Source organism: Blastococcus carthaginiensis (genome assembly GCF_030731085.1).
Lineage (GTDB): Bacteria > Actinomycetota > Actinomycetes > Mycobacteriales > Geodermatophilaceae > Blastococcus > Blastococcus carthaginiensis.
On the sequence record NZ_JASNFN010000039.1, the window covers coordinates 16688 to 33674 of the forward strand.

Sequence of the window (16987 nt, forward strand, 5' to 3'; positions counted from 1 at the left end):
ACGGGGGCAGGACGGCTGCACCGGACCGGTCCGAGGCCCTCCGCCTCGACGCCCGCGACCACCACGCGCTCGCCGACTGGTGGTGCCCTTTCCCGCCGGAGACCCGAACAGCCGCGGCGAGTGCGACGACGTCGTGGCCATCAGCGTCGGATGACCACGACGTCGTCGCACTCGATGGCGACGGCCCCCGGAGTCGCCGACAGGGGCGGCCCCGCGATGCGGGACCGCCCCTGGCGGGCAGTGCTGGTGCCTAGGTGGCCGGACTCAGAAGTCCATGCCGCCCATGCCGCCGTCGCCACCGGGCATGGCCGGAGCGTTCTTCTCCGGCTTGTCGGCGATGACGGCCTCGGTGGTGAGGAAGAGCGCCGCGATGGAGGCGGCGTTCTGCAGCGCCGAGCGGGTCACCTTGGCGGGGTCGATGATCCCGGCCGCGACGAGGTCCACGTACTCGCCGGTGGCGGCGTTGAGGCCCCAGCCGGTCTCGGAGTTGCGGACCTTCTCCGCGACGACGCCGCCCTCGAGGCCGGCGTTGATGGCGATCTGCTTCAGCGGCGCCTCGAGCGCGACGCGCACGATGTTGGCACCGGTCGCCTCGTCACCCTCGAGCTCGAGCTTGTCGAACGCGACGGCCGTGGCCTGCGCGAGGGCGACGCCACCACCGGCGACGATGCCCTCCTCGACGGCGGCCTTGGCGTTGCGCACCGCGTCCTCGATGCGGTGCTTGCGCTCCTTGAGCTCGACCTCGGTCGCGGCGCCGGCCTTGATGACGGCGACGCCACCAGCCAGCTTGGCCAGGCGCTCCTGCAGCTTCTCGCGGTCGTAGTCGGAGTCCGACCGCTCGATCTCGCTGCGGATCTGGTTGACCCGGCCCTGGATCTGGTCGGTGTCACCGGCACCCTCGACGATCGTCGTCTCGTCCTTGGTGACGACGACCTTGCGGGCGCGGCCCAGCAGCTCGAGGCCGGCGGTGTCGAGCTTGAGGCCGACCTCCTCGCTGATGACCTGGCCACCGGTGAGGATGGCGATGTCGCCGAGCATGGCCTTGCGGCGGTCACCGAAGCCCGGGGCCTTGACGGCGACGGACTTGAAGGTGCCCCGGATCTTGTTCACGACCAGGGTCGCGAGGGCCTCGCCCTCGACGTCCTCGGAGATGATGGCCAGCGACTTGCCCGACTGCATGATCTTCTCCAGCAGCGGGAGCAGGTCCTTGACCGAGCTGATCTTCGAGTTGACGACGAGCACGTACGGGTCGTCGAGGACGGCCTCCATGCGCTCGGCGTCGGTGACGAAGTAGGGCGAGATGTAACCCTTGTCGAAGCGCATGCCCTCGGTGAGCTCGAGCTCGAGGCCGAAGGTGTTGCTCTCCTCGACGGTGATGACACCTTCCTTGCCCACCTTGTCCATCGCCTCGGCGATGAGCTCACCGATGGCGGGGTCGGCGGCGGAGATCGACGCGGTGGCGGCGATCTGCTCCTTGGTCTCGACGTCCTTGGCCGTGGCCAGGAGGTACTCGGTGACCGAGGCGACGGCCTTCTCGATGCCCTTCTTCAGGGCCATCGGGTTGGCGCCGGCAGCGACGTTGCGCAGACCCTCGCGCACGAGAGCCTGGGCGAGCACGGTGGCGGTGGTGGTGCCGTCACCCGCGACGTCGTCGGTCTTCTTCGCGACCTCCTTGACGAGCTCGGCCCCGATCTTCTCCCACGGGTCCTCGAGCTCGATCTCCTTGGCGATGCTCACACCGTCGTTGGTGATCGTGGGGGCGCCCCACTTCTTCTCCAGGACGACGTTCCGGCCCTTGGGGCCGAGGGTCACCTTGACGGCGTCGGCGAGGGTGTTCATGCCCCGCTCGAGGCCGCGGCGCGCCTCTTCCTCGAAGGCGATCATCTTGGCCATGTGGTGATGTCCTCCATGCGTTGATCGCTGCACGGCCGGGTGCGGCGCCCGCGACGGACGACACCAGCGGTGCGGACGCTCCTTCGGCCCGCGCGCCGGTGCCTCACCGACCGACCTGATTGGCACTCAAAGGGTACGAGTGCCAGAAGCGAGTCTGGCACTCGACCCCGGCGAGTGCAAGAACAGACGAAGGCCCGGCCCCCTCGAGGGGGACCGGGCCTCCGGTGCTGCTGGGTGGTCCTCAGGCGCTGCGGACGGCGTCGGCCTGGGGGCCCTTGGCGCCCTGGACGACCTCGAACTCGACGCGCTGACCCTCGTCGAGGCTCTTGTACCCGTCCATCTGGATGGCCGAGTAGTGGACGAAGACGTCCTGGCCGCCGTCGACGGCGATGAAGCCGAAGCCCTTCTCGGCGTTGAACCACTTCACGGTGCCCTGTGCCACGTGTGCTCCCACGTTTCGTGCGTGCGGACGGCCCCTCTGGATCGGAGGGCCGGGCCTAGCTCTTCCGCCCGCATACCACGAACATGGAACTGGAACCGCGCGAGAAGGTACATCAGCACCCGCCGGGTGCAGAGGCTTCCCCGCCGCTGTGTTGCCGGATCGGGCGACCCGCGGCTCAGCCGATGAGGCCGGCGGCCCGCACCGACCTGAGCGACGGCTCCACGCGGTGCGTCGGGCCGACGACGGGCTCGAGCGGGTCGAGGGTCTTCAGCCCCTCCCCCGTGTTGAGGACGACGGTCTCCTTCGCCGGGTCCAGCCGACCGCTCTCGACCAGCTTGCGCAGCACCGCGACGGTCACCCCGCCGGCGGTCTCGGCGAACACGCCGGTCGTGCGGGCGAGGTCGCGGATGCCCTGGACGATCTCGTCGTCGCCCACGCGGGCGACCGCACCCCCGGTGCGCCGGATCGCGTCGAGGGCGTAGGGGCCGTCGGCCGGGTTGCCGATGTTCAGCGACTTCGCGATCCCCGTGGGCTTCACCGGCTTGACGACGTCCCAACCGTTGTCGAACGCGGTGGCGATCGGGTCGCAGCCGGCCGACTGGGCGCCGTAGATCGTCCACTCGGTGGCCTCGACGAGGCCGGCCGCGGTCAGCTCCCGGAAGGCCTTGTCGACCTTGGTCAGCAGCGACCCGGACGCCATGGGGATGACGACCTGGGCCGGGATGCGCCAGCCGAGCTGCTCGGCGATCTCGTACCCCATCGTCTTGGAACCCTCGGCGTAGTAGGGCCGGACGTTCTGGTTGACGAAGGCGGTGTCCTCGAACTCGTCGGTCTCGCCGAGCTCGCTGGTCAGCCGGTTGACGTCGTCGTAGGAGCCGTCGACGGCGACCAGCGTCTGCCCGTAGACCGCCGACTGCACGATCTTCCCCGGCTCCAGGTCGCTCGGGATGAAGACGAACGACGGCAGGCCGACCCGCGCGGCGTGCGCGGCGACCGAGTTGGCCAGGTTGCCGGTGGAGGCGGCGGCGATCTTCGTGTAGCCCAGGCCCTTGGCGGCGGTCGCGGCGAGGCTGACCACGCGGTCCTTGAAGGAGTGGGTGGGGTTGGCCGAGTCGTCCTTGACCCAGAGGCCGCCGGTGAGGCCGAGCTCGGCGGCGAGCCGGTCGGCGCGGACCAGCGGGGTCATGCCCGGGTCGAGCGAGACGCGGTCGGCCTGGTCCTGACCCACCGGCAGCAGGGCCACGTACCGCCAGATGTTCTGCGGCCCGGCCTCGATCTGCTCGCGGGTGACGGCCTTCATCAGCTCGGGGTCGTAGTCGACCTCCAGCGGGCCGAAGCACTCGGCGCAGGCGTGCTGGGCGATGAGACCGAAGGTGGCGCCGCAGTTGCGGCAGACCAGCCCGCGGGCGGGACACGGGGGCACGGGGCCGCCGGCGCTGGAGTCGGCCTGGACGGATCCGGGTGCGGTGAGGGTCATGCGACGACTACCTCCTCATCTTCCCCGCTGCGGGCCGTCGAGCCGCGCGGGACGGAATTGGCACCTCCCGCCGCGCGGAGCACGCGCGGACGGCGGTTGCCGGGGCTTCATCGGGCCGTGTCCCTCTGCCCCTCTGGATGAGTGAACGGCGTGAACTCTACCCAGTCGCGGCGGGCGCCCGGCGGCGGGACAGGATGGCCTGGTGAGCGCGCGCGTCGTCTACACCGACCTCGACGGCACGATGGTGGGCCCGCGGGGCTCGTTCTGGCACACGGCGGGGCGGGAGCTGACCGACGGGCCGGCCGGCGCGCTGCTGGACCTGCACCGTGCCGGGGCGGCGTTGGTGCTGGTCAGCGGCCGCACCTACGAGCAGGTGGTGGAGGCCGCGCGCATCTTCGCCGCCGACGGCGCCATCGCCGAGCTGGGCGCCACCATCGGCTGGGGCTCGGGGCGCACCACGCACCGGCTGCGCGGCGCGCTGCCCCCGGAGTACGGGGACCGCACCCCGATGGACGTCATGGCCGAGCTCGGCGTCGTCGAGGACCTGGTCGCCGCGCACCCGGGGCGGCTGGAGTGGCACGCCCCCTGGCACGCCACCCACGCCACGGACGCGCTGCTCCGCGGCCGGGTGGATCCGCTCGCCGTCGACGCCTGGCTGGCCGAGCGCGGGACGGGCTGGCTGACGCTCAAGGACAACGGGGCGATCCCCGCCGCCTCGTGGATGGGGCTGGCCGACGATGCCGCCCCGCCGCGGGTCTACCACCTGATGCCGCGCGGCATCTCCAAGGGCGCGGCGATCGCCTGGGACCTGGAGCGCCGCGGCCTCTCCCCCGCCGACGCCGTGGCCATCGGGGACAGCGTCAGCGACCTGGACATGGCGCCCGCGGTGGGCCGGCTGTGGATCACCGCGAACGGCGCCGCGGTCGACGGCATGGCCGACGCGCTCGCCGCCGTCCCCAACGCCGCGGTCACCGCCGGCGCCATGGGCGAGGGCTGGGCCCAGGCGGTGCGGCAGAGCCTGTAGGCGAGCCGCCGTCCCCGCTCTTGCGGTGCCCCCTCCACTCTTGCGGCCAGGACAGTGTGCGCAGATGCGCCGTTCCCGTGCCGAAAACTGACCATCTGCGCACTCCGTCGCCATCAGCGGCGGTCTCGGGACGCAGGCGAGCGTTGCCGGCCGCAGTACTAGCTGGTCACGTCGCGGCGGGCGAAGTGGCGGAAGCCCAGCGCGGTGAAGACGGCGATGTAGACCAGCGACTGGATCACGCCGCGGAACAGGTCGCCGTCGTCGATGGGTGTCTGGAGCAGGTCGGTCCAGGCGAACTCCTCCGCCGTCGGGAACCAGTCGCGGATGGACCCCAGCTGCTCCACCTGGTCGAGGATCGCGAAGACGAACATGGTGAACACCGCCCCGCCGACCGCGGCCAGGGGCGCGTCGGTGATGGTGGAGAACCAGAACGCCAGCGCGCCGACGACGAGCAGGTGGACGGCGAGGTAGCCCAGCATCCCGGCCAGCCGCAGCATGCCCTCGCCCTGGTCGATCCCCACGCCGACCGGGGTCCGGATGTCCCCGAAGCCGAACGCGATCCCCCCGGCGACCACCGCCACCGCCGCGAGGGTGAGCAGCGCGGCGACCGACTGCACCAGCGCCGCCAGCCACTTCTGCCGGAGCAGCCGCATCCGCGGCACCGGGGTGGCCAGCGCGTACCGCAGCGACCCCCACTGCGCCTCGACCGCCACGGTGTCGCCGAAGAAGAGCGCGTACACCACGACGAGGAAGAAGCCGGTGGTCGCGAACAGCACGAAGAGGGTGAAGTTCAGCCCGCTCGCCGTCGCGACGTCGACCAGGTTGATCCGCGTGTTCTCCGCAGCCTCCTCGCTGGCGCCCAGCTGCAGCGCGGCGATGAGCACCAGCGGCAGCGCGACCATCAGGGCGAAGACGCCGAGGGTCCGCCGCCGCTTGAACTGCCGGCGCAGCTCGACCGACAGCCGCAGCGTCCGCTCCGGCCGGTAGCCGGCGACCGCGCCGGTGGGCTGCACGTGCTGCGTCATGGCTCGACTCCGGCCTCGATCCGCTCCTCGGTCGCTGGCGCTCCCTGCGATGCTCCCTCGGCCGTCGTCCTCGCGGGTGCCCGTCGTCATGACTCCCCCACCAGCGCCAGGAAGGCGTCCTCCAGCCGGCGTCGCGGCGTGAACTGCTCGACGGCGATGCCCGCGGACACCAGCGCCTGCAGCACGTCGGCCCGCCGCGCGCCGTCGAGCTCGGCGACCAGGCCGTCGTCCGCGCGCCCGGCGGTGACCCCGGGCAGGCCGGCGAGGACGGCGATCGCCCGGTCGGTGTCGGCGCCGTCGGCCAGGCCGACCAGCACCGAACCGCCGGCACCGACGATCTCCTCGACCGTGCCCTGCGCGATCTTCTGCCCCTTGGCCATGACGACGACGTGGCTGCAGGTCTGCTCGATCTCGCTGAGCAGGTGGCTGGAGACGATGACCGTGCGGCCGGTCGCCGCGTAGTCGTGCAGCACCTCGCGCATGGCGTGGATCTGCGGCGGGTCCAGCCCGTTGGTCGGCTCGTCGAGCACCAGCAGGTCGGGCAGCCCGAGCATCGCCTGGGCGATCGCGACCCGCTGGCGCATGCCCTGGCTGTAGCGGCGCACCGGCCGGTCGATCGCGGCACCGAGGCCGGCGACGGCGATCGCCTCGTCCATGTGCGCGTCCTCGGCCGGCCGGCCGGTGGCGGCCCAGTAGAGGGTCAGGTTGTCGCGGCCGGACAGGTGCGGCTGCAGACCGGTGCCCTCCACGAAGGAGCCGAGCCGGGACAGCACCGGCGCCCCGGGGCCGGCGGCGTGCCCGAAGACGCTGATCCGCCCGTCGGTGGGCCGGATGAGACCCATGAGCATCCGCAGCGACGTCGTCTTGCCGGCGCCGTTGGGCCCGAGCAGGCCGAGCACCTGGCCGCGTCGCACCTCGAAGGAGAGGTCGCGGACGGCGACGAAGCCGTCCTTGTAGGCCTTGGTCACGCCGGTGAAGCGCAGCGGGACGTCCTCGCCGTCCGGCTGGACCTCCGAGATTCGCCGGTCGCGGCGGCTGCCCCACCAGCGGGCAACCAGCCAGCCCAGCAGCCCGAGGCCGGCGAGGACGGCGAGCAGCACCCACCAGCGCGAGGTACCGGCCGCGGACTCGTCGCGGCCGTCCACCTCGGGGGCGGCCAGGGTCGCCTCACCGGCGGCCACGCCGTTGGGGGCGACGTCCGAGGCCAGCCCGACCGAGTAGACGGCCGCCTCGTCGGGCAGCGCGAACGCCTGGTCGGTGGAGGAGACCAGCACGCGCATCGTGTGACCGGTCTCGAAGCGGTGCACGATGCCCGGGAGCGTGACGCTCACCCGCGTCGGGGCGGTGGGATCGGTGGAGATGCCGGTGAGCGCGAGGGGCGCGACCAGCCCGCCGGGCAGCGTGGTCGCGCCGTCCGGGCCGACGTCGTAGAGCTTGGCGAACAGGGTGGCGCTGCCGCTGGGCGAGGCGACCGCGAGGTCGACGGTCGAGGCGCCGACGACCTCCACCGGGGCCTCCAGCGGGGCGCTGTCGAAGGCGGCGAACTGACCGGGGATCTCCGCGGTCGCGCCCCCCAGTGCGGAGGTCAGCGCACCCAGCCCGGGCACGGTGGTGAGCGCGGCAGGCGTGCCGCCGGCGGGGGTGACGACGGGCTGCACGGGGCCGGACACTGTCACCCCCCGGCGGGTGGCCGGCTCGGCGCCGTCCAGCCCGGGATAGGCGGCCGCCGCGACGGTCTGGTCGCCGCCCTGCACCCGGCCGATCGTGGCGCCGAGACCGGTGGGCGCGGGGAACTCGAAGCCGGTCCCGGGGTCCTCGCCCTGCCCCCGCAGGTGCCAGTCGAACCAGCCGGCGACCTGGTCGCGCAGGTCCTGCGCCTGCACGTCCGACGAGGGGGCGTCGTGGCCGCCGGCGAACCAGACCACCTTGACCGGGGTCCCGTCCGCGGCGATCCCGCGCGCGTTCGCGTCGGCCTGGCCGAGGCCGAAGAGCGAGTCCTGGGTCCCCTGGACCAGCAGCGTCGGCGCGTCGATGCGGTCGAGGACGCCGGCCGGGCTGCTGCGGTCGAGCACCGCGGCGACCTCCGGCGTGAGCGTGCCGGTGGACGCGGCCGTCTGGTAGGCCTCGCAGACCTCGATCCGGAACCGGCCGCAGGTGAGCAGCAGCTCGGCGGCCTCCGGATCCGCGGCGGTCCGCTCGAGCAGCTGCTCGGGCAGGCCGGCGGGCAGCGCGGCGCTGCCGGCCCCGCCGCCGCCCCCGAGAGCGTCCAGCAGGCCGCCCGACGCCGAGCCGATGCCGAAGAAGAGCCCCGCCCACAGCCGCTTGTAGACGCCGGCCGCCTCCGTCTGCGGGACCGCCGCGACCGTGTCGGCCGCCAGCTCGCCGGTCTGCGACGGGAAGAGCGACGTGGTCAGCGAGTGCCAGGTGATCTGCGGCGCGATGGCGTCGACCCGCTCGTCGTAGGCGGCACCGAGCAGGGCGAGCGCCCCGCCGTAGGACCCGCCGGCGACCCCCACCCTCGGGTCGCCGGCGGCGTCGAGCTCGACCTCCTCGCGCCCGGCCAGCAGGTCGAGCAGCCTGGAGAGGTCGGCGATCTCGTAACGGGGGTCGTTGAGCCCGATCCGCCCGGTGCTCTCCCCGAACCCCCGGGCGGAGTAGGTGAGGACGACGTACCCGCGGTCGGCCAGGTCGGCGGCGTCGTCGGCGACCGAGCGCTTGCTGCCGCCGAAGCCGTGCGCGAGCACGACCGCGGGCGCGGGCTCGTCGGTGTCGGGGAGGTACAGCGTGGTGTCGAGCTCGACGGCGTCCTCGCCGGAGCCCGAGGGCACCCGGGCCTCCTCCGTGCGCACCTCGGCGGCGCCCGCCGGAGGCGCGAGCACGAACGAACCGGCCGGCAGGGCGAAGGCGAGCAGGGCGGCGGCCGCAGCGCGCGCACCGGGGCGCGGGCGGGGACGCACGAGCCCGCGGAGGGAACGCACGAAGGCCCCAACGGCCGGGGGTCGGCCGGTGTTCCGGGCGTCGGTACCGGCCGGGATCAGGGCTGCCAGTTGCCCGTGGCGACGATGACCAGCCCCGGCGCGGGGGCGTCGGCCACGTCGAAGAAGCGCGGCGCGGGGCCGGCGAGCTCGGGGAACTGGTCGATCAGCTGCAGCGCGGCCTGGCGCTGCTGCTCGTCGCCCTCGGTGAAGAAGACGGTGGTGGCCGACACGTCGGTGCCCGGGTAGGCGCCGACACCCGGCGACTCCCAGCCGCCGGCGACGACGGCACCGGAGATCGTGGCGGCGAGGCCGCTGATGTTCGTGGCGTTGAGGACGGTGACGGGCACGCGCACCGGGGTGGTGATCACCGGCTCGACGACCACGGGGTTCTCCGGCAGCGGCGGCAGGGCGGCCGTGGGGACGGCGACGGTCGGCGCGCTGGCAGGGGCGGACGTGGCGGCGGCGGCTTCCTCCTTCTCCGGAGCGGTGACCGTGTAGACGCCGAGGACCGCGCCGGCCACGACGGCCATGGCGACCAGGCCCTTGAGCACCCGGCGCGGCTTGCGCTCGGGCTCGTCGTCGAAGATCACCTCGGGGGTGCCGCTGCGCTTGGCCGCCTTCCGACGCGCGGCGTCGGCCGCCTGCCGCTCGGCGCGGTAGGCGGCACGGCCGCCCTTCACCTTGGCTGCGCCGGCTGCGGTAGCGGCGAGCTCGGCATCGAGGTCGTGGGCGTCGTCGTAGGCGGGCCCGTCGTGGCCGAAGTCGTCGTAGCCGAGGTCGGCCATGTCATCGCGGCGGGCGGCGGTGCCGCGCTCGGGGATCGCCGTGGTGGCCGGCGCCTGCAGCGCCGCCGGCCCGAGCCGCGAGCGGCCCGTCTCGTCGGTGCGCGAGGGCTTGGTCCAGTCGCCGTAGGAGGACGAGGGCGCGCCGGACGGGGTGGTCTGCCGCGGCACGCGGGGAACGCGCGGCGCGGGGGCGCTGCGGCCCAGGCCGCGGGCCGGACCGGTGCTGGCCAGCGGCTCGTCGTCGACCAGGAGGCCCGTCGGGCGGGCGGCCCTGCCCGGGAGGTGGGCGGCGGGCAGCGGCGCGTCGGCGCCCCGGGGCGCGAGGACGTCGGCGGCGCGAACCGGCGCGGAGAGGTCGGCGGCGCGGGCCGGCGCGGGGAGGTCGGCGGCGCGGGCCGGCGCGGGGACGTCCCCGAGGACGACGGGGGCCGGAGCGGGCGAGGGCACCGCGCGGAACGGCGCGGCGCTGGTGTGCGGTGCGGGGACGGCCCCGGCGCGCGGACCGGCCGGTGCGGAGGCACCCGCGGCGCGCGGGCCGGCCGGCACGGGCGGTAGCGGCAGCCGGGAGCGGGAGATCTGGCGGGCCGCCTCGGCGGGGGCATCCGCCACGACGTCACGCCGAAGGCCGGCGCGGTCGCGCCCGGTAGCGGTCGGGTGGTCGCTCAGGCCGGCGTGGGGGAAGGACCCCTCCGGGGTGTCGGTCCGGCGCCGCCCAGCGGCTGGAGACACGTGTCCCTGACCCAGTCCGTCACTGCCTGACGCGGCGTGCCTGCCCACGGTGAGCAAATCTAATCCATGTCATTCCCCTTGCCCAGGACCTGCGCGGAACGCGTCCGCTGCCGCGCCGTCCGCACCCGGCGCAGGCGCCGCACGAGGAGCGGGTCGGCCGCCAGCGCCTCGGGGCGGTCGACCAGGGCGTTGAGCGCCTGGTAGTACCTGGTCGGCGTCGTGTCGAACAGGTCGCGGATCGCCGTCTCCTTCGCGCCGGCACGCCGCCACCACTGGCGCTCGAAACCGAGCATCTCGTGCTCGCGCCGCGAGAGGCCTGCGCCTCCGGCCTGCACGGATCCCTCCCCTGACCCGTCGACCCGGGGCGGGGAGACCACGGTGGCTGGGTCGCTGTTCATCGTCGGACCATCTCCTGAGCTGCTCCACCGACCGGGCGCTCCCGGCGGCTCGGGCACGACGGTAGCGCCGCCCTCCGACGATTCCGGGCCCCGCGACACGGCGGGCCCGGCTACCCGTTCAGGGCGTGGCGACCACCGCGTCGCGGGCGGCTCGGCGCGCCCCGGCCCGGGCGTGTCGCCAGGTGTCGGCGGTGAAGACCGCCAGCGCCACCCAGACGATGACGAAGCCGGCCAGCCGGGCCGGGGGCATGGGCTCGTCGTAGACGAAGACGCCGATCGCCAGCTGCATCAGCGGGGTCAGGTACTGCAGCAGACCGACCGTCGAGAGCGGGATGCGCCGGGCCGCCGCGGCGAACAGCAGCAGCGGCACCGCCGTCGCCACGCCGGCGCTGGCCAGCAGCAGGGCGTGGCCGGCGCCCGCGTTGGCGAACGTGCCCGTGCCGCCGCCGTGCAGGACGGCGAGGACCACACCGGCCGGGATCGCGACCAGCGCCGTCTCGAGGAACAACCCCGGCGCCGCCTCGACCCGGACCAGCTTCTTCATCAGCCCGTACAGGCCGAAGGACAGCGCCAGGCCGAGGGCTATCCACGGGGGGCGCCCGTAGTCGACGGTCAGCACCACGACGGCGACGGCCGCGATGCCGACGGCGACCCACTGCAGGGGACGCAGCCGCTCGGCGAAGACGACCACGCCCAGGAGCACGCTGACCAGCGGGTTGATGAAGTAGCCGAGCGAGGTCTCCACGACCTGCCCGGAGTTGACGCCGTAGACGTAGATCAGCCAGTTCGTGGCGATCAGCACCGCCGCGCCCGCCAGGACCACGAGCGTGCGGGGGCTGGAGACCGCGGCCCGCACGTGCCCCCACCGGCGGACGGCGGTGAGGAGCAGCCCGACGAAGAGCAGCGACCAGAGCACCCGGTGGGCCACGATCTCCAGGCCGCCGGCGGGCTCCAGGAGCGGGAAGTACAGCGGGAAGATGCCCCAGAGGGCGTAGGCGCCGAGCCCGGAGACCACCCCCAGGCGACGCTCGTCCACGGCGGCACCGTACGCCCGGGGCCGGGACCGGCCGCGTGCGGCCGGATGGGCCTACCGTCGAGGGCGTGAGCACGCGGCACCCCGGCCCCCTGCAGTGGGTCTGGTACGCGTACGGCGGCGGGCTGCCCCGCGAGCTGGCGCCGTGGGTGCTGGCCGACACCACCGGCAGCACCTGGGTGTGGCGGCACCTGGCCCGGGCGCTCGTGCAGCTGCTGCCGTTCGTCGTGGCGTGCCTGCTGCTCGTCCCCGTCCCGCTGGCCTACCGGGTCTCCGCGGCCGGTGGCGGGCTGCTGCTGGGCCTGCTGTTCTCGCTGGCCTACATGGTCGAGACCACCGAGCACCGGGTGGCGAAGGCCGGCTACGAGCCGGGGACGGCGGCCCGGCTGCGCGCCGAACGCGTCGAGCGGGCGCGGGTGGAGCGGCTCTCCCCCTACCGGCGCGACGGCGCGGGGAGCTTCGACTGAGCCGACGAGGGGACTCGAACCCCTAACCGCCCGATTACAAGTCGGGTGCGCTACCAGTTGCGCCACGCCGGCGAGACGCGGGGACAGGTCCCGGGCACGAGTCTAGGGACAGGGCGACAGGCGGGGTCCTGCGACGCCCTCGGGGTTGCGAACCGTCCGGGTGCTGCCATCGTCACCTGGTGACCCAGCAGGCGGAGCCGACCCGAGGGGAGGCGCAGGGTCGGACGGCCGCGCAGGCGCTCGGCTTCCCCGTGGGCGCCCGGGTCCTGATCATCAACTGCGACGACCTCGGCATCCACCCGTCGGTGAACGCGGCCGTGCTCGAGGCGGTGCGGCAGGGGGTGGCGAGCTCGACGAGCCTCATGGTCCCCGCCCCGGCAGCAGCACAGGCGCTGGAACTCCTCCATGCCGAGCCGGAGATGCCCTTCGGCATCCACCTGACGCTGACCCGCGACGGCCCGGCCCACCGCTGGGCACCCGTGAGCGCCCGCGACGACGTCCCCTCGCTCCTCGACGAGCACGGGCTGCTGCACACGAGCGCGGAGTCGGCGCAGCTCCTGGAGCGCGCCCGCATCGAAGAGGTCGAGCGCGAGCTGCGGGCGCAGATCGACACGGTGGTGCGGCACGGCCTGGACCCCACGCACCTGGACTGGCACGTCCTGGCCGACGGGGGCCGCGGCGACGTCCTCGAGCTGACGATCGCTCTGGCCCTGGAGCACGGACTGGCAGCCAGGGTGTGGCTGGACGACGGGCGCCGGCGTGCGCGGGCGAGAGGGCTACCGGTCGTCGACCACGACTTCCTCGACAGCTTCGCGCTCCCGATCGCCGGGAAGGCCGAGCGTCTCCTCCAGCTGCTGCGCGACCTGCCCGCCGGCTTGAGCGAGTGGGCTGTGCACCCGGCCCTGGGCGCGGAACCCACCACGGCGGCCGACCTGGGCTGGGCGGTGCGTCGCTCCGACCACGCCTTCCTCGTGTCCCCGCTGACCCGCGACGTCGTGGCGGCGGAGGGCATCGTCCTCACCGACTACGAACGGCTGCAGCGGGTGTGGTCTCGTGGCTGACGTCGTCCGGGCCATGACGCTCCCGCACGAGACCGTCGTCCCCCGGTGGCAGGTTGGCCGTGCCGCAGAGCGGCGGCGCGAGGAGACGAGGGAGGGAGCAGCCATGCAGGAAGTGGAGGTCCGCCAGCACGTGGCGGCGCCGGTGCAGCGGGTGTGGCAGGTGGCCACCGACCTGACGGGTTCCCCGCAGGTGCTCCGCGGGGTCGATGCCGTGGAGGTGCTCACCCCGGAGCCCTTCGACGTCGGTACGCGCTGGCGGGAGACCCGCACGATGATGGGCCGGTCGGCGACCGAGGAGATGGCCGTGACCGCGGTGGAACCGCAGCGCTCCTACCGGGTCGAGGCGGCGAGCCGGGGCGCCCACTACGTCTCGACCTTCGCCTTCGCCCCGTCCGCTGACGGCGGCACGGACATGACGATGACCTTCGGCGGCCGGCCGACGAGCACCGTGGCGCGGCTGCTCGGCGCGGTCACCGCGCCGCTGGGTCGCCGGGCCGTGGCCAAGGCGCTGCAGCAGGACCTGGACGACATCGCGGCGGCCGCCGAGCGAGCCTGACCCGGCTCGTCCTCGGGCCCGGCCACCCTCCCGGTGGTCGCGCTGCCCGAGGGACGCAGGTCAGGCCGCCTCGGTCTCCGTGCTGGGGTCGGCGCCCGGCGGCGTGCTGCGGACGAAGCCGGTCGGGTCGACGCTGCCCAGCGGCCCGGCGGCCAGCCAGCGGGCGAAACCGTCCGGGTCACGGCGCTCCAGCTCGTCGAGCACCTGCGCCCGCCGGGTCACCACCCGCTGCCGCGCCGCGGGCGCCAGGGGGCGCTGCAGCTGGGCACCGGTGCGCCGCCACTCCTCCCCCAGGGTCGCCGTCGACGCACCGGCCACGTCGGCCGCGGCCCCGGCACCGGTGTCCGCCGGCGGCACGGCGCGGAGTGCGGCCTCGCGCCGGTCGCGCACCCACCGGAGCACCGCCCAGCCGGCGGCGCCGGACCCGACCAGCAGCAGCGCCACCGCACCACCGGCCAGCACCGCCGTCCCGCTCACCACCAGCAGGGCCCCGATCGTCACGGCCGCCGCCTGGCCCGCCGACTCGAGCACCGACCGGCCCGCCGGCCTCGGCGCCTCGCGAGCCACCCCGGCGGCCACGCACCCGGCGAGCGCGCCGGAGACGCAGACCGCCACCAGCCCCGGTCCGCGGAGCGCGATGCCGCCGACGACCGCCAGGACGGCCGCGCAGACCAGACCGAGGCCGATGAGGAACCGGACGAGAGGACCACGGACGGGCACGGACAGCTCCACGAGGCCGACGGGACGGGCAGCGGGCCGCGGGTGCGGACCCCGGCTCAGGCCCGCCCACTACCCGCCCGCGGGCGCTGCTGCACACGGAGTTCTGCGCCCCGCTGCGCCGGGCCGGGCGGGTGACCCGGCAGGATCGGCGCCGTGGGGTCCTCGGTGGTCGACGTCGACCTCCGCCTCGGTGTCGTCCTGGTCGCGCTGACCGCGCTGGCCGCCGTGAGCGGGCGGCTGTCCGGGCTGGGTGAGGGCCGCTCGGTGCTGATCGCGGCCGGGCGCGCCACCGTGCAGCTCGCCGTCGTCTCGGCCCTGCTCCTGGTGGTCGTCGGGTCGCTCTGGCTCTCCGCCGCGTTCGTCCTGCTCATGGTGTCGGTGGCCACCGCCACCGCGGCCGGGCGGGCCACCGGCCGGCCGCTGCGCTCGCCCGGCGCCGTCGCCCGGCTGACGGCCACCGCCGTCCCGGTGATCGGCGGCGCCGCGCCCGTGGTCGCCCTCGTCCTGGCCAGCGGCACGGTGCCGCTGCGCGGGGAGGCGGTGATCCCCATCGCCGGCATCCTCATCGGCGGTGCCATGACCGCCACCTCGCTCGCCGGCCGGCGCCTGCGCGAGGAGCTCGGGCAGCGGCGCGGCGAGGTGGAGGCCGCGCTCGCGGTCGGGCTGCTCCCCCGCGACGCGGTCCTGCTGGTCGGCCGACCGGTCGCCGGCACCGCCCTCGTGCCGCCGCTGGACCAGACCCGCACGGTCGGGCTGGTCACCCTGCCCGGGGCCTTCGTGGGCGTGCTGCTCGGTGGCGGCAGTCCGCTGGAGGCGGGGGCGGCGCAGCTGCTGGTGCTGGTCGGGCTGCTGGCCACCGAGGTGCTGGCCGTCTGGGCGGTCACCGAGCTGGTCGCCCGCGGCCGGGTGCTCCCCGTCCCGGGGTGATCCCGGCATCCAGGAAGCTCACAGCACTCCTCCAGCGTTGCGCCAGAGGAAGGGCCGACAGTGGGTTCCGACGCAGCGGCCGCACGGCTGCGAGGAGAGGAACGACGCGTGACCGAGCACCAGCACCAGTACCCCGGCGCGGGACAGCAGTTCGCCTGGCAGCCGCCGACGCCGCAGCCGACGACGCCCCAGCCCGTGCTGACCCCGGGCTACCCCGGCTACGGCGGGCTGCCGACGCCCGCGGCCGAGCCGGCCGCCCCCCGGCGAGGGAGCCGGCTGCGGATCGGCCTGGCCGGCCTCGTCGCCGGCGCCCTGATCGGCGGTGGCGCCGGCGCCGGCGTGGTCGCCCTGGTCGACGAGCCGGCTGCGGGCGGCGGATCGGCGGCGACCGCGCAGAGCGTGACCATCGAGAACCCCGACCGGGCGACCACCGCCACGGCCGCCGCGGCCAAGGCGGCGCCGAGCGTCGTCACCGTCTACGTGAGCACCGGCTCCGGCGCGGGCAGCGGCTCCGGCGTCGTCCTGACCGCCGACGGCTACGTGCTCACCAACAACCACGTCGTCGCCGAGGGGGCGAGCGGGGCCGGCTCCGTCCAGGTGCGCACCGCCGACGGCACCCTCTACGACGCCGAGGTCGTGGGCACCGACCCCGCCTTCGACCTGGCCGTGCTGCGCCTCGACGGCGCGGAGGACCTGGTCGCCGCGACCTTCGCCGACTCCGACGAGGTGCAGATCGGGGACGTCGCCGTCGCCATCGGCGCCCCGCTGGGCCTGTCGAACACCGTGACCGACGGCATCATCAGCGCCACCGGCCGCGCCGTGGCCACCGGCCCCACCGGCTCCACCGAGGACGACGCCAGCGCGCTCGAGGCCACCGTGCTCGACGCCATCCAGACCGACGCGGCGATCAACCCCGGCAACTCCGGCGGGGCGCTGGTCGACGGCGCCGGCGAGGTGATCGGCATCAACACCGCGATCGCCACCGTCGCCTCCGGCGTGCCCGGCGGGCAGGGGCAGAGCGGCAACATCGGGGTCGGCTTCGCCATCCCGGGCAACACCGCGCAGCGGGTGGCCCAGGAGATCATCCAGACCGGCACCGCGACCCGCGCCTACCTCGGGGTCCGGGCCGGCACCGCCGCCGACGACCAGAACCGCGAGGTCGGCACCGGTGCCGAGGTGGCCACCGTCGAGCAGGGCAGCGCGGCCGAGGAGGCCGGCCTGCGAGTCGGCGACGTCGTCACCGCCGTCGGGCAGCGCCCGGTCACCACGTCGACCGAGCTGACCGCCGCCATCCGCAGCCGGACGCCGGGCGAGACGGTCGAGCTCACGGTGCGCCGCGGCTCGGACGCCCGCACGGTCGAGGTCACCCTGGGCGAGACCAGCTGAGACCCCCGGCGGGGGCCCCGCCCCCCGCCCCCCCCCGGGGGGGGGGGGGGCCCCCCCCCCCCCCCCGCCCCCCGGCCGGTCGCCGC

The 16987-nt window shown here is 74.9% G+C and carries 15 protein-coding genes, 1 tRNA gene and 1 riboswitch; of the genes, 6 read left to right on the forward strand and 10 right to left on the reverse strand.

The window, feature by feature from the left end; translation table 11 throughout:
• Nucleotides 1-264: 264 nt before the first annotated feature.
• From groL to thrC, 3 genes are all read right to left on the reverse strand, one after another.
• A complete protein-coding gene (gene groL, locus QOZ88_RS21440) occupies nt 265-1893 on the reverse strand; it encodes a chaperonin GroEL (RefSeq protein ID WP_306001723.1) in 1629 nt (542 codons plus the stop codon).
• A gap of 241 nt (nt 1894-2134) precedes the next feature.
• Entirely contained in the window at nt 2135-2335 is a 201-nt protein-coding gene (locus tag QOZ88_RS21445; RefSeq protein WP_040337424.1) for a cold-shock protein, read from the reverse strand.
• A gap of 175 nt (nt 2336-2510) precedes the next feature.
• Nucleotides 2511-3812, reverse strand: a complete 1302-nt coding sequence (thrC, locus tag QOZ88_RS21450) for a threonine synthase (protein ID WP_306001724.1) — start codon at nt 3810-3812, stop codon at nt 2511-2513.
• Nucleotides 3813-3824: 12 nt separating this feature from the next.
• Nucleotides 3825-3956: riboswitch (SAM riboswitch) on the reverse strand.
• A 58-nt stretch (nt 3957-4014) separates the two neighbouring features.
• Between thrC and QOZ88_RS21455 the strand changes: the two genes are divergently transcribed.
• Nucleotides 4015-4836: an HAD family hydrolase gene (locus QOZ88_RS21455; protein WP_306001725.1), complete on the forward strand. Its 822-nt coding sequence runs from the start codon at nt 4015-4017 to the stop codon at nt 4834-4836.
• Nucleotides 4837-4994: 158 nt separating this feature from the next.
• On the opposite strand, the gene QOZ88_RS21460 is transcribed toward QOZ88_RS21455, so the two are convergent.
• The 5 genes from QOZ88_RS21460 to rarD form a co-directional block, all read right to left on the reverse strand.
• The gene (locus QOZ88_RS21460) at nt 4995-5861 is read right to left on the reverse strand and encodes an ABC transporter permease (protein WP_306001726.1); all 867 of its coding nucleotides are present in this window, start codon (nt 5859-5861) and stop codon (nt 4995-4997) included.
• 86 nt (nt 5862-5947) lie between these two features.
• Entirely contained in the window at nt 5948-8839 is a 2892-nt protein-coding gene (locus QOZ88_RS21465) for an alpha/beta fold hydrolase (RefSeq protein ID WP_306001727.1), read from the reverse strand.
• Nucleotides 8840-8895: 56 nt separating this feature from the next.
• Nucleotides 8896-10233 carry a LytR C-terminal domain-containing protein gene (locus QOZ88_RS21470; protein WP_306001728.1) on the reverse strand — a complete coding sequence of 446 codons (1338 nt, stop codon included), beginning with the start codon at nt 10231-10233 and terminating at the stop codon, nt 8896-8898.
• A 179-nt stretch (nt 10234-10412) separates the two neighbouring features.
• The gene (locus QOZ88_RS21475; RefSeq protein WP_306001729.1) at nt 10413-10751 is read right to left on the reverse strand and encodes a DUF3263 domain-containing protein; all 339 of its coding nucleotides are present in this window, start codon (nt 10749-10751) and stop codon (nt 10413-10415) included.
• A gap of 118 nt (nt 10752-10869) precedes the next feature.
• The gene (gene rarD, locus QOZ88_RS21480; RefSeq protein WP_306001730.1) at nt 10870-11787 is read right to left on the reverse strand and encodes an EamA family transporter RarD; all 918 of its coding nucleotides are present in this window, start codon (nt 11785-11787) and stop codon (nt 10870-10872) included.
• Between the two features lie 65 nt (nt 11788-11852).
• Here rarD and QOZ88_RS21485 point away from each other — a divergent pair, with 65 nt between their 5' ends.
• Nucleotides 11853-12251 carry a DUF5313 family protein gene (locus tag QOZ88_RS21485; protein WP_306001731.1) on the forward strand — a complete coding sequence of 133 codons (399 nt, stop codon included), beginning with the start codon at nt 11853-11855 and terminating at the stop codon, nt 12249-12251.
• On the opposite strand, the gene QOZ88_RS21490 is transcribed toward QOZ88_RS21485, so the two are convergent.
• Nucleotides 12251-12323 (reverse strand) — tRNA-Thr (locus QOZ88_RS21490). The genes QOZ88_RS21485 and QOZ88_RS21490 overlap by 1 nt on opposite strands.
• A gap of 107 nt (nt 12324-12430) precedes the next feature.
• Between QOZ88_RS21490 and QOZ88_RS21495 the strand changes: the two genes are divergently transcribed.
• The gene (locus QOZ88_RS21495) at nt 12431-13312 is read left to right on the forward strand and encodes a ChbG/HpnK family deacetylase (protein WP_306001732.1); all 882 of its coding nucleotides are present in this window, start codon (nt 12431-12433) and stop codon (nt 13310-13312) included.
• A gap of 103 nt (nt 13313-13415) precedes the next feature.
• Entirely contained in the window at nt 13416-13868 is a 453-nt protein-coding gene (locus tag QOZ88_RS21500; protein ID WP_306001733.1) for an SRPBCC family protein, read from the forward strand.
• 60 nt (nt 13869-13928) lie between these two features.
• On the opposite strand, the gene QOZ88_RS21505 is transcribed toward QOZ88_RS21500, so the two are convergent.
• A complete protein-coding gene (locus QOZ88_RS21505) occupies nt 13929-14600 on the reverse strand; it encodes a hypothetical protein (protein ID WP_306001734.1) in 672 nt (223 codons plus the stop codon).
• A 141-nt stretch (nt 14601-14741) separates the two neighbouring features.
• Here QOZ88_RS21505 and QOZ88_RS21510 point away from each other — a divergent pair, with 141 nt between their 5' ends.
• On the forward strand, nt 14742-15515 hold the full coding sequence (locus tag QOZ88_RS21510) for an ABC transporter permease (RefSeq protein WP_306001735.1): 774 nt from the start codon (nt 14742-14744) through the stop codon (nt 15513-15515).
• Nucleotides 15516-15623: 108 nt separating this feature from the next.
• Complete coding sequence (locus QOZ88_RS21515; protein ID WP_306001736.1) at nt 15624-16901, forward strand: S1C family serine protease; 1278 nt, start codon at nt 15624-15626, stop codon at nt 16899-16901.
• Nucleotides 16902-16987 lie beyond the last annotated feature (86 nt).

Coding starts and splice junctions, on each gene's coding strand:
- groL (WP_306001723.1), bottom strand. CDS start 1,893: ATGGCCAAGATGATCGCCTTCGAGGAAGAGGCGCGCCGCGGCCTCGAG.
- thrC (WP_306001724.1), bottom strand. CDS start 3,812: ATGACCCTCACCGCACCCGGATCCGTCCAGGCCGACTCCAGCGCCGGC.
- QOZ88_RS21460 (WP_306001726.1), bottom strand. CDS start 5,861: ATGACGCAGCACGTGCAGCCCACCGGCGCGGTCGCCGGCTACCGGCCG.
- QOZ88_RS21475 (WP_306001729.1), bottom strand. CDS start 10,751: ATGAACAGCGACCCAGCCACCGTGGTCTCCCCGCCCCGGGTCGACGGG.
- QOZ88_RS21500 (WP_306001733.1), top strand. CDS start 13,416: ATGCAGGAAGTGGAGGTCCGCCAGCACGTGGCGGCGCCGGTGCAGCGG.